15 protein-coding genes are annotated in these 12,509 nt (G+C 72.9%); 1 reads left to right on the top strand and 14 read right to left on the bottom strand.

Features of this window, described 5'->3' with window-relative positions:
- Positions 1 to 6: 6 nt before the first annotated feature.
- The 7 genes from OJ962_RS20490 to OJ962_RS20460 all read right to left on the bottom strand — a co-directional run bounded on the left by OJ962_RS20490 (position 7) and on the right by OJ962_RS20460 (position 5,834).
- Positions 7 to 1,413, bottom strand: coding sequence for an RtcB family protein (locus tag OJ962_RS20490; protein ID WP_202952583.1), 1,407 nt, complete (start codon positions 1,411 to 1,413; stop codon positions 7 to 9).
- A gap of 109 nt (positions 1,414 to 1,522) precedes the next feature.
- Positions 1,523 to 2,281, bottom strand: a complete 759-nt coding sequence (locus tag OJ962_RS20485) for a hypothetical protein (RefSeq protein ID WP_202952582.1) — start codon at positions 2,279 to 2,281, stop codon at positions 1,523 to 1,525.
- Between the two features lie 13 nt (positions 2,282 to 2,294).
- Positions 2,295 to 3,590 carry a hypothetical protein gene (locus OJ962_RS20480; RefSeq protein WP_202952581.1) on the bottom strand — a complete coding sequence of 432 codons (1,296 nt, stop codon included), beginning with the start codon at positions 3,588 to 3,590 and terminating at the stop codon, positions 2,295 to 2,297.
- On the bottom strand, positions 3,590 to 4,015 hold the full coding sequence (locus OJ962_RS20475; RefSeq protein WP_202952580.1) for an SRPBCC family protein: 426 nt from the start codon (positions 4,013 to 4,015) through the stop codon (positions 3,590 to 3,592). Before OJ962_RS20475 ends, OJ962_RS20480 begins: the two co-directional genes overlap by 1 nt.
- An 11-nt stretch (positions 4,016 to 4,026) precedes the next feature.
- On the bottom strand, positions 4,027 to 4,761 hold the full coding sequence (gene epsC / locus OJ962_RS20470) for a serine O-acetyltransferase EpsC (protein WP_202952579.1): 735 nt from the start codon (positions 4,759 to 4,761) through the stop codon (positions 4,027 to 4,029).
- 12 nt (positions 4,762 to 4,773) lie between these two features.
- Positions 4,774 to 5,631 carry a HesA/MoeB/ThiF family protein gene (locus OJ962_RS20465; RefSeq protein ID WP_202952578.1) on the bottom strand — a complete coding sequence of 286 codons (858 nt, stop codon included), beginning with the start codon at positions 5,629 to 5,631 and terminating at the stop codon, positions 4,774 to 4,776.
- Positions 5,628 to 5,834: a sulfurtransferase TusA family protein gene (locus OJ962_RS20460; protein WP_202952577.1), complete on the bottom strand. Its 207-nt coding sequence runs from the start codon at positions 5,832 to 5,834 to the stop codon at positions 5,628 to 5,630. The genes OJ962_RS20465 and OJ962_RS20460 overlap by 4 nt, the downstream gene beginning before the upstream one ends.
- A gap of 22 nt (positions 5,835 to 5,856) precedes the next feature.
- Here OJ962_RS20460 and OJ962_RS20455 point away from each other — a divergent pair, with 22 nt between their 5' ends.
- Positions 5,857 to 6,405, top strand: a complete 549-nt coding sequence (locus tag OJ962_RS20455; RefSeq protein WP_202952576.1) for an RBBP9/YdeN family alpha/beta hydrolase — start codon at positions 5,857 to 5,859, stop codon at positions 6,403 to 6,405.
- Here the strand turns inward: OJ962_RS20455 and OJ962_RS20450 are convergent.
- The 7 genes from OJ962_RS20450 to OJ962_RS20420 form a co-directional block, all read right to left on the bottom strand.
- Positions 6,386 to 7,435, bottom strand: a complete 1,050-nt coding sequence (locus tag OJ962_RS20450) for an alpha/beta hydrolase (RefSeq protein WP_202952575.1) — start codon at positions 7,433 to 7,435, stop codon at positions 6,386 to 6,388. The two genes, OJ962_RS20455 and OJ962_RS20450, sit on opposite strands and share 20 nt — an antisense overlap.
- On the bottom strand, positions 7,432 to 8,376 hold the full coding sequence (cysK, locus tag OJ962_RS20445) for a cysteine synthase A (protein WP_202952574.1): 945 nt from the start codon (positions 8,374 to 8,376) through the stop codon (positions 7,432 to 7,434). The genes OJ962_RS20450 and cysK overlap by 4 nt, the downstream gene beginning before the upstream one ends.
- 7 nt (positions 8,377 to 8,383) lie before the next feature.
- Positions 8,384 to 9,232, bottom strand: coding sequence for a GNAT family N-acetyltransferase (locus tag OJ962_RS20440; protein ID WP_202952573.1), 849 nt, complete (start codon positions 9,230 to 9,232; stop codon positions 8,384 to 8,386).
- A complete protein-coding gene (locus tag OJ962_RS20435) occupies positions 9,229 to 9,969 on the bottom strand; it encodes an ABC transporter permease (protein WP_202952572.1) in 741 nt (246 codons plus the stop codon). The genes OJ962_RS20440 and OJ962_RS20435 overlap by 4 nt, the downstream gene beginning before the upstream one ends.
- Positions 9,966 to 10,871, bottom strand: coding sequence for an ABC transporter ATP-binding protein (locus OJ962_RS20430; RefSeq protein WP_202952571.1), 906 nt, complete (start codon positions 10,869 to 10,871; stop codon positions 9,966 to 9,968). The genes OJ962_RS20435 and OJ962_RS20430 overlap by 4 nt, the downstream gene beginning before the upstream one ends.
- A 52-nt stretch (positions 10,872 to 10,923) precedes the next feature.
- Complete coding sequence (locus OJ962_RS20425) at positions 10,924 to 11,871, bottom strand: hypothetical protein (protein ID WP_202952570.1); 948 nt, start codon at positions 11,869 to 11,871, stop codon at positions 10,924 to 10,926.
- A gap of 57 nt (positions 11,872 to 11,928) precedes the next feature.
- The coding region (locus OJ962_RS20420) for a hypothetical protein (protein WP_270006562.1) at positions 11,929 to 12,509 on the bottom strand (581 nt) is incomplete at its 5' end.

Below are 12,509 nucleotides of genomic sequence, written 5' to 3'. Positions count from 1 at the left end.
CGGGAGTCAGTCCTCGGGGCGTTCGCCAGCGTCGGCCATGCGGACGATCCGCGGGTCGAAGCGGGCGATCACGTCCACGAGGTCGGTCTGCGCGGCCATCACGGCCTCGATGTCCTTGTAGGCGAACGGGTTCTCGTCGATGCCCGCGCTGAGCACCTTCACGCCGCGCTCCCTCAGCAGTGGCCGCACCATCTGCCAGTTGAACTGCTGGGTGGCGGCGGTGCGGCTCATGCGCCGGCCGGCGCCGTGCGAGGCGGACTCGATGCTGTCCGGCGCGCCCTTGCCGCGCACGACGAAGCCGGGCGCGGCCATCGAGCCCGGGATCACGCCGAGCTCGCCGGCCGCCGCGGGGGTCGCGCCCTTGCGGTGCACGACGACCTCGCGGCCGTCGCGCTCGGCGGTCCAGGCGAAGTTGTGGTGGTTCTCGACGCCCGCGAGCACCTCGGCCTTCAGGTGGCCGGTGACGCGCTCGTGGATGACGGCGTGGCAGGCGGACGCGTACTCGCCCATCAGCCGCATGAGCTGCAGGTACTCGCGGCCGGAGTCGTGGTCGAGGTCGAGCCAGCTCAGGTAGGAGAGCTCCTTCGGCAGCTCGGGGTGCAGCTCGCGCGCGAGCTTGGAGTAGTGCGAGGCGATCTGCGCGCCCGCGCCGCGGCTGCCGCTGTGCGAGAGCAGCGCGACGTAGCGGCCCGCCGGCAGGCCGAGGTCCGCCTCGGGCAGCGTCAGCAGGCCGAACTCGACGAAGTGGTTGCCGGAGCCGGACGTGCCGAGCTGGTCGGCGGCCTTGTCGCGCAGGCGCGTCGCCAGCGGCGTGAGGCGCCAGCGCTCGTCGTGCATGGCGTCGTGGTCGGCGCGCTTGCGCAGCTTCGCGCCGGTCCCGAACTGTGTCTGCGTGAGCAGCGCCTGCTCGAGCGCTGCGCCGCTGTCGAGCGCTTCCGGCTCCACATCGAGCACGGACAGCTTCATCCGGCACGCGATGTCCACCCCGACGGCGTACGGGATCACGGTTCCCTCGGTCTCCAGCACGCCGCCGATCGGCAGCCCGTAGCCGCGGTGGGCGTCCGGCATCAGCGCGCCGCGCAGCGCGCTCGGCAGCCGCAGCGAGTTGCGCATCTGGTCCAGCGCGCCCGCCTCGGCGTCTTCGCAGTAGTTGGCCAGCGGCGCGGGCGCTTCGCGCTCGACGAACCGGCGCGCGGCCTCGCGCGCGTCCGCCACCAGCCGCTGCGCGACCGGCGCGAAGTACTCGTCGTCGCCGTGCGCGTCAGGGGCGGCGGCGACGTCGGCCAGCCGCTCGAGCGCCGCGTCGCGCCCGAGCGCCTTGACCGCGCGCGGGATGCAGCTCAGCGCCACACCCATCGCGGGCCCGTCCGGCACCCCGGCCGCACGCACGTCTCCACCACGGATCTTCTTCACGCCACCACCGTAGATAAAGGGGTCAGACCCCTTCAGGTACAAGTCGCTGCACATCGGCGGGTTCGAGCCGCACGTCGAACCTAAAGGGGTCAGACCCGTTAATGTTGCTTTATCTTCCGGCGATGCGCTCGCGCGCGGAGGCGATGGCGGCGAGGCCCTCGTCGAGCGCGCGGTTGGCGCCGGCCTCGTCGCCCCGGCGCTGCAGGTCGTTCGCGCGCGTGTAGGCGTCGAGCGCGCGGTCGTAGTCGCGGCGGCCGGCCTCGCCGAGCGTGACGTCGAGCTCGAGCGCGCGGATCTGGTCGCCGAGGCGCACGAAGTCGTCGGTCTGGTTGATCTGACCGACCTCGGAGCGGCCGTCGCTCGCGCGCTCGCGGCGCCGGTTGACCACCAGCAGCGTGCCGCCGACGATCACGCCGAGCAGGACGAGGCCGGCGACGATCGCCGCGATCGCACCGCCCGCCCCGCCACCGGCGGACTCGGACTCGTCCAGGAACTGCGTGAGCGCAGCCTGCAGGTCGTCCGGGTGCGCGGCGCGCGCCTCGAGCCCTTCCTCGGCCGGGATCGTGCGCAGCTCGTCGCCGACGACCAGCGCGTAGCGGCCGCTCTCGCCGACGGCCTGGCGGAGCTCCCCGAGCGTGCGGCCGGCGCTGCCGTCCACCGCGCTCTCGGGCAGCACCGCGACGAAGATCTGCTGGTCGCCGATCTGATTGCGCAGCGCGTCCGCGTCCACCTGCCCGGCGAGCTCGGCGCCCTCGGCGACGTAGACGTGGTCCGAGCGCAGCGCCGACGCCGCGTCCTGGACCGTCTGCGCCGCCGCGACGGCCGGCACGGCAAGGCTGAGCACCGCGCCGAGCAGCGCGGCGCGCACGGTGCGCCGGACCCTAGAAGTCGCCGCCACCGAAGTCCCCGCCGCCACCGAAATCTCCGCCCCCGAAGTCGCCACCGCCGAAGTCCCCGCCTCCAAAGTCGCCGCCACCGAAGTCCCCGCCTCCAAAGTCGCCATCGCCGAAGTCTCCCCCACCGTACTCGCCGCCGTCGCCGAACCCACCGTTGTCGATGTAGACGTCCGGCGTCGGATCGCCCCAGCCGCCGCCCAGCATGGAGCCGAGCAGCATGCCGGGCAGGAATCCGCCGAAGCCGCCGAAGAAGCCGCCGTAGAACGGTGCGTACGCGGGGCCGGCGTCGTAGTAGGGCACGCGCCGGCCACCGACGACCATCTCGCGCGTGTGAGGGTCCTCGCCGCGCTCCACGCGCTGGGCGTCGGCCTCGCACGCGGGCACGGGCCGCGGTGTGCCGCCGGGCGGCGCCCACTGGACGTCGCGCGTGGAGGGCCCGTGGCGCGGGTCGAAGAAGCAGGGCGCGCGGCGCGGCGGCGGTTCGCGCCCCGCGAGGCGCTCCTTGGCCGCGATCATCGCGTAGCGGCCCTCCTCCAGCGCCTCCGCGGCCGGCGCGAGGTCCTCGGCCCGGCGCGCGGTCTCGAACACGCGGTTGGCGCGGTCGTAGGCGTCAACGGCACGGGCGTAGTCCTCCCTCGCGCGCGGATCGGCGTCCGGCATCTGCACGTCCAGGTCGAGCGCGCGGATGTCCTCGCCCAGCGCCACGAGGTCGTCGCGGACGTTGTCCTTGACCTCGTCGAGCTCGGCCGCCTCGGCCCGCGCCCGGCGACGCCGGCTGACGAACATCAACCCCAACCCGGCGAGCAGCAGGAGCGCGATGAAGCCCAGGAAGACAGCGCCGCCGCCGCTGGACTCCGACGCGCCGCTCGGCTCGCGGCCGTCGCGGCGGTCGGCGACGCGGCCGATGAAGTCCTCGAGCGTGCCCTGGACGTCGTCGTTGGCCTGCCGCGCCGCGGTCGCGTCCGGGCCTGCGGAGTAGAGGTCAGAGCCGGCGCGGAACTTCGTCCCCGAGACCAGCGCGTACGTCCCCGCGACCCCAACGGCGTCGTGCAACTGGTTGAGCGTGACGCCCGACGGCAGCACGGCCACGAAGACCGGCGTCCCGGACGCGCGGATCTGCGAGCGCAGGGCGTCGGCGTCGACCTGGTCCGCCAGCTCGGCGTCCGGGTCCACGTACACCGGGTCCTGCCGCAACTGCGCGGCGACCTCCGACAGCGTCTGGGCGCTCGCCGCCGCCGGCGCGAGCAGCGCCAGGAGCACGGCGAGGACCAGCAGGCGCATCAGCCTTCCAGCAGACCCTTCAGCCGCTCGAGGTCTTCCTTGAGCTTGCCTTCGAGGCGGCCCTGGACGATCGGGATCAGCATCTTGGCCGTGAAGCCGGAGGCCTGGGCGTCGAGCGTCTGGGTGAGACGCGTCCCGCCGCCGTTCTCGGCCAGGATGTAGGCGCTGGTGACCTTCACGCCGTTGGTCTCGAACGCGGTGGCCGCGCCGGAGGGCGGGCTGTACTCCGTGATCTCCATGTCGAGCGCGATGCCGCCGGCCACGGTGAGCTTCTGGGTCACGCGGGTTCCGACGCCGAGCGGGCCGTCGACGTCGTAGCGCTCCAGGTCAGACGTCCACTGCGGCACCTTGTCCTGCTCCAGCAGCCACGGGAAGACTTCGGACGGCGGCTTGGAGACCTCGATCGAATGCGAGAAATTGGGCACGAGCCGGGAGGCTACCCACCTGCGGGGCTGGGACCACGCGCGGGTCTCAGCGGCACGACAGCGGCCACTTTCCCGGGGTCCTCGCCACGCAGCGTCGCGACCTCGCGCTCGAGGTCCGCGATCCGTGCCGCCATCTGCTTGAGGGCATCCGCGATCGGGTCGGGCAGGTGCACCCAGTCGGCGTCCGGCCCTTCGGGCTTGCGGCCTTCGACGCGCACGGGGTGGCCGGGGTTGCCGACCACGGTCGAGTTCGGCGGCGCGTCGTGGATGACGACCGTGTTGGCGCCGATCTTGGCGCCGTGCCCGATGGTGATGGGCCCAAGCAGCTTTGCCCCTGAGCCGATGGTGACGTTGTCCTGCACGGTCGGGTGGCGCTTGCCGGTCTCGAAGCCGGTGCCGCCGAGCGTCACGCCCTGGTAGAGCGTCACGTTGTCGCCGACCTCGGCCGTCTCGCCGATCACCACGCCGATCCCGTGATCGATGAACATGCCGTCGCCGATCCGCGCCCGCGGGTGGATCTCGATGCCGGTCAGCGCGCGCGAGAAGTACGCGAGCGCCCGCGGGAAGAACGGGACGTCGGCCATCACCAGCGCGTGCGCGACGCGGTGCAGCAGCAGCGCGTGCAGGCCGGGCCACTGGGTCAGGATCTCGGCGGTCGAGACCTCGGCGGCCGCGGGGTCGCGCTCGCGCACGGCCGCGATGTCGCGCTTGAGCTCCCCGGAGACCCTGCGGATCGCGCTCAGCATCGCTCTCGAACCCTACCCCGCGCAGTCCGAGCAGTCGCCGCGCCGGTGCACGCTCACGTGCGTGAACTCGAGCGAGACGAGGTCGACCGACAGGAACGCGTCCAGCAGCGGCGGCTGCGTGCTGGAGAGCAGCTTCAGCGCCTCGAGCGCCTGCAGCGTGCCGAGCACGCCCGCGGCCGGACCGAGGATGCCGGCCTCCGCGCACGACTGCGCGTCCTCCGGCTCGACCGGGAACGCGCAGCGATAGCACGCGGTCGCGCGCGGCAGGATCGTCATCACGAGCCCGCTCCACCCCACCGCGCCGCCCTCGATCAGGTCCACGCCCGCGTCGCAGCACGCGCGGTTGACGGCGTAGCGCGTCTCGAACGAGTCCGAGCAGTCGATCACCAGGTCCTGCCCCTCGACGAGCCCGAGCGCGTTGGTCGCATCCAGCCGCACCTGGTAGGGCTCGATGATCACGTCCGGGTTCAGGAATCGCAGCTTCGCGGCGGCGCTCTCGACCTTCGGGACGCCGAGGTCGGGCGTGAAGTGCAGCGGCTGACGGTGCAGGTTGGAGATCTCGACCACGTCGTCGTCGACGAGCCCGATCCGCCCGACGCCGGCGCCCGCGAGATAGAGCGCGACGGGCGCGGCCAGCGCGCCCGCGCCGACCACCAGCACCGACGCGTCGCGCAGGCGGATCTGCGCCTCCTCGGTCCAGTCGGGCAGCACCAGCTGGCGCGAGTAGCGCTCGATCTCGGCCTCCGAGAGCAGCGGCGCGACGACCTCCTCGGGCGGCTCCTCGGGCTCCGGGTCCGGACGCAGCGCCGCGCGCGCGGCTGACTGGAAGGCACCGCGGAAGAAGTTGCGCCGTGACGAGGAATCGCTCATGCGCGCACGATCCGGATGTGCGTGCCGTCGACGGTCACGGTGTGCCCGGCCTCGCGCGCACTGCGTGGGACGTTCGTCTCCGCCTCGCCCGCCGGCACCGTCACCTCGAGCGTCTCGCCAACGGCCAGCCGTTCCAGCGCGAGCTTCGTGCGCACCCACGTCATGGGGCACCGGAGGGCGCTGACGTCGAGTGCGTGGGCCACGTCGGCTACGGTAGCGACCGGGATGACCCGACCCGCCTATCTGATCCTCCACGGCTATCAGGGCTCCGGGCCGGGCCACTGGCAGTCCTGGCTCGCCGGCCGGCTGCGCTCCGGCGAGGCGACGGTGCACTTCCCCGACCTGCCGGATGCCGACCACCCGCAGCTGGACGCGTGGCTGGACGCGCTCGAGCGGGAGATGGACCAGTTCGCCGAGCCGCCCGTCGTCGTCTGCCACAGCCTCGCGTGCGTGCTGTGGCTGCACCACGTCGAGCGCGGCGGCAAGCCGGCCGAGCGCGTGCTGCTCGTCGCGCCGCCGTCGCGGGCGGGCGTGCCGGAGGCGCTCGAGCCCTTCTTTCCCGTCCCGGACGTGAGACCGGGCAACGCCCGCCTCGTGTGCGCCGAGAACGACCCGTATTGCCCGGAAGGCGCCGCGAACGTCTTCACCGGCCTCCCCACCGACGTCCTGCCCGCGCAGGGCCACATCAACCCGGAAGCCGGCTACGGGCCGTGGCCGGCGGTCGAGGCGTGGGCCAAGGCGGGGCGGGAACCGCTTACGGCGCGAGAGCGGTGACGAGCTCGCGGATCGCGGCGGGATAGCGGTACGTCAGCCGCGCGTGCGTGCCGTCGAACAGCTCGCACGTGTGGTCGACGCCCAGCTTGGCCAGCTCGGCCGCGAAGGCCTGGGCGCCGAGGTCGAGGAAGTACTCGTCGCTGCGGCCCGCGTCGATGTAGATGCGGCGCATCGAGCGCAGGGCGTCGGCGCGGCGCGGCGCCATCCGCACCGGGTCCTTCTCCACCCACTGGGCCCAGATGTGCGCGATCAGCCGGCCGTTGGCGTCGAACGGGATCAGCGCGCGGCCGGGCGTGGCCGGGTCGGGCGAGTAGGCGGCCGCGTAGCCGTACATCTCGAGCAGGTGGATCCACTCGTCCTTCGGCGGGTCTGCGCCCTGCGCGGCCTCGAAGAACTTGTCCCAGGAGCCGTCGAACGCGTCGCGCAGCTGGCGCGCGCGGACCGGGAACTCGGGCAGGTAGCACGCCTCGAACAGCGCATCCCCGGCGTGACTGGCGAGCGCGCCGAACACGTCGGGCCGCAGCATCGGCACCACCATCGCGCCGTAGCCGCCGCTCGACTTGCCGGTCAGCCCGCGGTGGTCGCGGTCGCTGAACGTCGGATAGCGCTCGTCGATGAACGGCGGGAGCTCGTCGCACAGGTAGTCGAGGTAGCGGCCCGTGCCGGTCGAGTTCAGGAACTGCGAGCCGCCGAACGTCGTCCAGGCGTCGACGAAGACGATGATCGCGTCCGGGCAGGCGCCGTCCGCGAACATCGCGTCCACGCGCTCGATCATCGTCGGCTCGAACGGCGTCCGGTTGAACCACATGTCGAGCTGGCCCGTGTAGCCCTGAATGACGTAGACGCTGGGCAGCGACTTGGGGTGGTCGGGCTCCACGCCGGGCGGCCGGTAGACGTACAACGGCCGGATCGACGGGTCGCCGAGCGGGTTGTCGGTGAGCGCCTCCGATTCGACGACGAGCCGGTCCAGCGTCCCGTGCAGGGGCCGCTCCCACGGCGCGCCCTCCGGCCCGTCGACCGCGCGGATCATGACGCCGGCGCGGAGGTCGGCTCGGGCGCGAAGAACGGCAGCGACACGTAGCGCTCGCCCGAGTCCGGCAGCACGACCACGATCCGCTTGCCCTTGGCCTCGGGCCGCGCGGCCACCTGCAGCGCCGCCCACAGCGCGGCGCCGCACGAGACGCCGACCAGCACGCCCTCACGGCTGGCCGCGGCGCGCGCCGTCTCCAGCGCGTCCTCGTCATCGACGGGGATGATCTCGTCCAGCAGCTCCCGCTGGAGCACGGGCGGGACGAAGCCCGCGCCGATGCCCTGGATCTTGTGCGGGCCGGGTCGCCCGCCGGAGAGCACGGGCGAGGTGAGCGGCTCGACCGCGATCACCTTCAAGTCCGGGTTGCGCTCCTTCAGGAAGCCGCCGGCGCCCGTGATCGTCCCGCCGGTGCCGACGCCGGCGACCAGGTAGTCGACCTTGCCGTCCAGCGCCTCCCACAGCTCCGGCCCGGTCGTGCGCCGGTGCACGGCCGGGTTGGCCGGGTTGGAGAACTGGTCGGGCAGGTAGAAGCCGTCGTCGCTGGCCATCGCACGCGCGGCGGCGACGGCCTCGTTCATGCCGCCCATCGACTCGGTGATGTGCACCTGCGCGCCGTACAGGCGCAGCAGGCCTTCGCGCTCGCGGCTCATGCCCTGCGGCAGCGTGAGGATCAGGTCGTAGCCCTTCGCGGCGCAGACGAAGGCGAGCGCGATGCCGGTGTTGCCGCTCGTCGCCTCGACGATCGTCGTCCGGCCGGGCTCGATGATGCCTTCCTGCTCGGCCGCTTCGATCATGGCCACCCCGATGCGGTCCTTGACGGAGCCGCCCGGGTTGAACATCTCCAGCTTGCCGAAGACCTCCGCGCCGCCCTCCGGCGCGAGGCGCTTGAGCTGCACCATCGGTGTGCGGCCGACGTGATCGGCGATGTTGCTCGGGATCATCGGCGCCCTAGTCTGGCAGCGGCTTGTGGTAATCGTCGATCCGCCAGCGCTGCGTCATGCCAACTCGCTCGTACAGGCGCAGCGCGTTGGGGTTGTCGGAGGCGACGCTGAGCGTGACGTGGCGGTAGCCGTTCGCGCGCGCGGCGGCGAAGGTCGCCGTCAGCAGCGCCCCGCCCAGCCCGCGGCCGGCGTGGTCCGGGTGCACGGCCAGCTCCTCCACGTACGCGACAGCCTCCTCCCACCGGCGAACGAGCGTGAACCCCCGGCCCGGCTCGATGCGCGAGGTCTCGAAGTCGACGTTGTGGGCGTGCAGGTGGCGCTGCGTCCAGGCCTCCTCACTGCGCGGCTCGTAGTCGGCGTTGCGGGAGAACGCGGCCTCCCAGATCGCGAACAGCTCGTCGTCCGCGCGCACCGCCCGGAAGCCGGGCTCGCCCTCGTCGCCGAGCGGGCGCTCCATCCGGTAGTAGCTGCGCACGACGCTGTACCCACGGGCCTCCAGGAGCGCGCGCGCCGCGTGAGCGCGGTCGCCGATGCCCTGGCGCAGCCGGTCCTCGCCGCGCTCGCGGGCGCGCCGCTCGGCCCAGTCCAGCAACGCGCTGCCCGCGCCTTCGCCCTGGCGCTCCGGATGCACGCACGCCAGCAGGTCCCCGCCGCGGAAGTGGGCGTAGCCGATGATCTCGCCGTCGGCCTCGGCCACGACGGCGTCTTCGGCGAGGTCGAAGCCCGGCTCGCCCCACTCGTCGTGCAGGTCCTCGAGCGAGTAGTCGGGCTCGCCCACCTCCGCGACGTCGACCGCGATCACGATCTCGGCCGCCCGCGGGCCGTCCTCGCGCGTCGGTGGGCGCAGGCGGATCACGCCGTGACGTCCCGGCGCCGCATCACCACGAGGCCGATGGCCATGACGATCGCCGCGTAGAGCGCGAGCAGCAGGCCGGCCACGGGCTGGCTCAGGAAGTCCGCGTCGTCCCCGTAGACACCGCTCAGTGCGTTGCTCACGCCGCCGAGCCCGTACTTGGGCAACCAGTCGCGGACCCACGGGATCAGCCCGATCAGATCCTCGAGGATGAAGCCGTAGATCAGGATGCCGACGATCGCCCCCACTTGGTTGCGCACGAGCACGCCGACCCCGACGCCGAGCGCCGCGTTGAGCGCTGTGCCGACCGTCATGCCGATCAGCAGCGCGCCCGCGTACTGGGAGCCGTCGAAATCGCGCAGCTCGCCGAAGATCGCGCTCGAGCCGACCATGATCGCGCCGGACACGAAGCCGAGCGCGAGCGCGAGCGCGAGCACGGCGACGAGCTTGGACAGCATCAGCCGCACCCGATCGGGCACGACCAGCAACGTCGGCGTGATGGTGCCGTGGCGGAACTCGTTGGTCACCGCGAGGATGCCGATCACGAGCGCGAGCGCGCGGACGATCGGGCCGAACACGATCCCCAGGATCTCGTTCGAGACGTCCTCGCCGTTGAAGTTCACGAACGCGCAGATGCAGATGGAGGCGACCAGCACGATCGCGAGCGCGATCCCGAAGAGCGCCAGGAACGTGCGGGTCGTGCGCAGCTTGAACAGCTCGCTGTTGACGACGTTGATCACGACGGGCCTCCCGCTCCGCCGCCGGTGAGCTCGAAGTACACGTCCTCGAGGCTCGCGCCGATCGGGACCAGCTCGGAGATCACCAGCTGATGCTCGGCGATCACGCGGCCCACCTCCTCGCCGGTGCGGTCGGCGACCGTGATCTGCGTCGGATCGCCGCTCACGCGCGCCCCCGCCTGGTAGAGGATGTCGCCGAGCCGGCGCACGTCCGGGCCGGCGACCCGCACGCCACCGCCGCGGGCGCGGCTCATGATGTCCTGCAGCGGCGCCTGCGCGACGCTGCGGCCCTTGGCGATGACGACCACGTCGTCCGCCGTCTGGCCGAGCTCAGCCAGCTGATGGCTGGAGATGAGCACGGCGCGGCCCTCGCTCGCGAGCTGGCGCAGGAAGTCGCGCAGCCAGCGGATGCCCTGCGGGTCCAAGCCGTTGGCGGGCTCGTCGAGCACGAGCACCTTCGGGTCGCCGAGCAGCGCCGCGGCCAGGCCGAGCCGCTGCCGCATCCCGAGCGAGTAGCCGCCCGCCCGGCGATGCGCGGCGTCGGCGAGCGCCACGAGCTGCAGCAGCTCCTCCACGCGCTGGCTGCCGATCCCCGACGCCTTCGCGAGCGTGCGCAGGTGGTTGCGGCCGCTGCGGCCCGGATGCAGCATGCCGCCGTCGAGCACGGCACCGACCGTGTGGACGGGGTCCCTGAGCGCCGGGAACGGCTGGCCGAGCACGGTCGCCGAGCCCGACGTCGGGTTCACCAGCCCGAGCAGCATCCGCAGCGTGGTCGTCTTGCCGGCCCCGTTCGGGCCCAGGAAACCGGTGACGCGCCCCTCGTCCACCGTGAACGAGAGGTCGTCGACGGCTTTGACGGGCCCGAAGTGCTTGGTCAGGCCCGCCACCTCTATCGCATGTGCCATCGGTGAGAGAACCTAGCGTGAGCGCGCCGAAGCGTGCTCACCGGTCCCGCCGCTAGAAGCTGCCGTCAGGCGCGAGCTTGATCTCGCAGTCGGCGCCGACGGTGTCGGTGTCGTCGAAGCGCACGACGTCGGTTCCCGCACCGCAATCAACCGAGTCCGCGCCACCGCCGGAGACGTCGATGACGTCGCGGCCGTCGCCCGCGTCGATGACGTCGCCCTCGATCGAGCCGCCGAAGATCACGTCGTCGCCGGTGCCCGCGGTCACGTTGTGCGGGCGGGGCCGGAAGCCGCCGGAGCTGCCGTGGACCGCGATGACGTCGTTGCCGTCGCCGCCGGCCGCGCTGCTGGTGCTGAACCCGGAGGCGCCCAGGATGATGTCGTTGCCCGTGCCGCCGTCGCTGTTCACGGTGCCCGGCTGGCTCGAGCGCGCGCGGATGAGGTCGTTGCCGCTCCCGCCGACGGTGGAGCCGCCGTCCTGGCCGCCGCAGCAGAAGATGTCGTCGTTGCCCGAGCCGCCGTCGGCCAACGCCCCGCCGTCGCCGCCCGCGAAGACGCGGTCGTCGCCGCCCTCGCCGAACACCTGGGCGCCTGAGCCGAACGTGGTGCCCGCGACGTCGTCGTTGCCCACGCCGCCGAGCACCGTCACGCGCCCGCCGCCGATCTGCACCGACGCGCGGTCGTCGCCGGCCAGCAGCCGCAGGACGGTGTTGGTGCCGCGCTGGCACTCGACGTGCCCGTCCGGCAGCGCCGTGCACCCGGGGCCCGCGGTCGTCGGATAGTTCGCGTCGTGCCAGTCCACCACCCCGAAGTTGGAGCCGGGCCGGACCGTGACGTCGTTCGCGCCCTCGTTCGCGTTGGCGCGATACGTCACGTCGTAGAGCGTCGAGCCCGGCGGGCCGGGCGCGAAGGTGACGAAGCCGGCTTCAGCCGTCGGGGCAGCAGCGAGCAGGGCGACGGCGGCGGCGCCGAGGCCGCGCGTGAGACGACGAACACTGGGCATGTCCCGACCATATGCGCTTCGAATTCGGCCGTACTGGACTTTCGGAGAGACTCAAATTCAGTACTTCGAAGTGCGTACGCGCCGATCGGCGAGGACTGCCGCGCCGATGCCCGCCGCGCCGACCGCGCCGAGCCCGACGAGCAGCGGCGTGCCGGCGCCGTCCAGAGCGCCGGCGGTGAGCACGGCGTGGCCGACGCCGAGCACGACCGTCACCGTGGCGAGGTACGCGTGCAGGACGCGCCACGTGGTGCGCGAGAGGCGCGACGACGGGCCGATCGCGCCAAGGACGGCCGCGACCAGCAGCGCGACGGTCGCGATCAGCGCCATCCGCGCCCGCGTCGGCCCGTTCGGCGACATCGCGAACAGCGCGTCGTCGGGCGCGAGGATGTAGAGCAGCGCGACGTGCAGGAGCACGAGCACGACGATCGCCGCGCCGATCGCACGGTGCGGGCGCACCGCGCGGGTCGCGGCGAGCCACGGCTGCACCGCGATCGCCCCGACCGCGAGCGCGGCGCACGTCGTCGAGGCCAGCAGCAGCGGCTCGCCGGCGAAGTGGTCGCTCACGAGCGCGAGCACCACCGGCGGCAGCGCCGCGACGGCGACGAGGGCCGCCGCGCCGCGCGCGCCGAGCCGGCGCG

The sequence above is a fragment of the Solirubrobacter deserti genome, assembly GCF_027587175.1.
Taxonomy (GTDB): Bacteria; Actinomycetota; Thermoleophilia; order Solirubrobacterales; family Solirubrobacteraceae; genus Solirubrobacter; species Solirubrobacter deserti.
Note: the sequence above shows the minus strand (reverse complement) of the source record. Positions and strands in the feature narration are given on the sequence as shown.

What these genes read in the sequence shown, in the direction of transcription:
- OJ962_RS20480 (WP_202952581.1), bottom strand. Translation starts at nt 3,590, where the DNA reads ATGCGCCTGCTGGTCCTCGCCGTGCTCCTGGCGCTGCTCGCGCCGGCG.
- epsC (WP_202952579.1), bottom strand. Translation starts at nt 4,761, where the DNA reads ATGCTGAGCGCGATCCGCAGGGTCTCCGGGGAGCTCAAGCGCGACATC.
- OJ962_RS20465 (WP_202952578.1), bottom strand. Translation starts at nt 5,631, where the DNA reads ATGAGCGATTCCTCGTCACGGCGCAACTTCTTCCGCGGTGCCTTCCAG.
- OJ962_RS20455 (WP_202952576.1), top strand. Translation starts at nt 5,857, where the DNA reads ATGACCCGACCCGCCTATCTGATCCTCCACGGCTATCAGGGCTCCGGG.
- OJ962_RS20450 (WP_202952575.1), bottom strand. Translation starts at nt 7,435, where the DNA reads ATGATCCGCGCGGTCGACGGGCCGGAGGGCGCGCCGTGGGAGCGGCCC.
- cysK (WP_202952574.1), bottom strand. Translation starts at nt 8,376, where the DNA reads ATGATCCCGAGCAACATCGCCGATCACGTCGGCCGCACACCGATGGTG.
- OJ962_RS20430 (WP_202952571.1), bottom strand. Translation starts at nt 10,871, where the DNA reads ATGGCACATGCGATAGAGGTGGCGGGCCTGACCAAGCACTTCGGGCCC.
- OJ962_RS20425 (WP_202952570.1), bottom strand. Translation starts at nt 11,871, where the DNA reads ATGCCCAGTGTTCGTCGTCTCACGCGCGGCCTCGGCGCCGCCGCCGTC.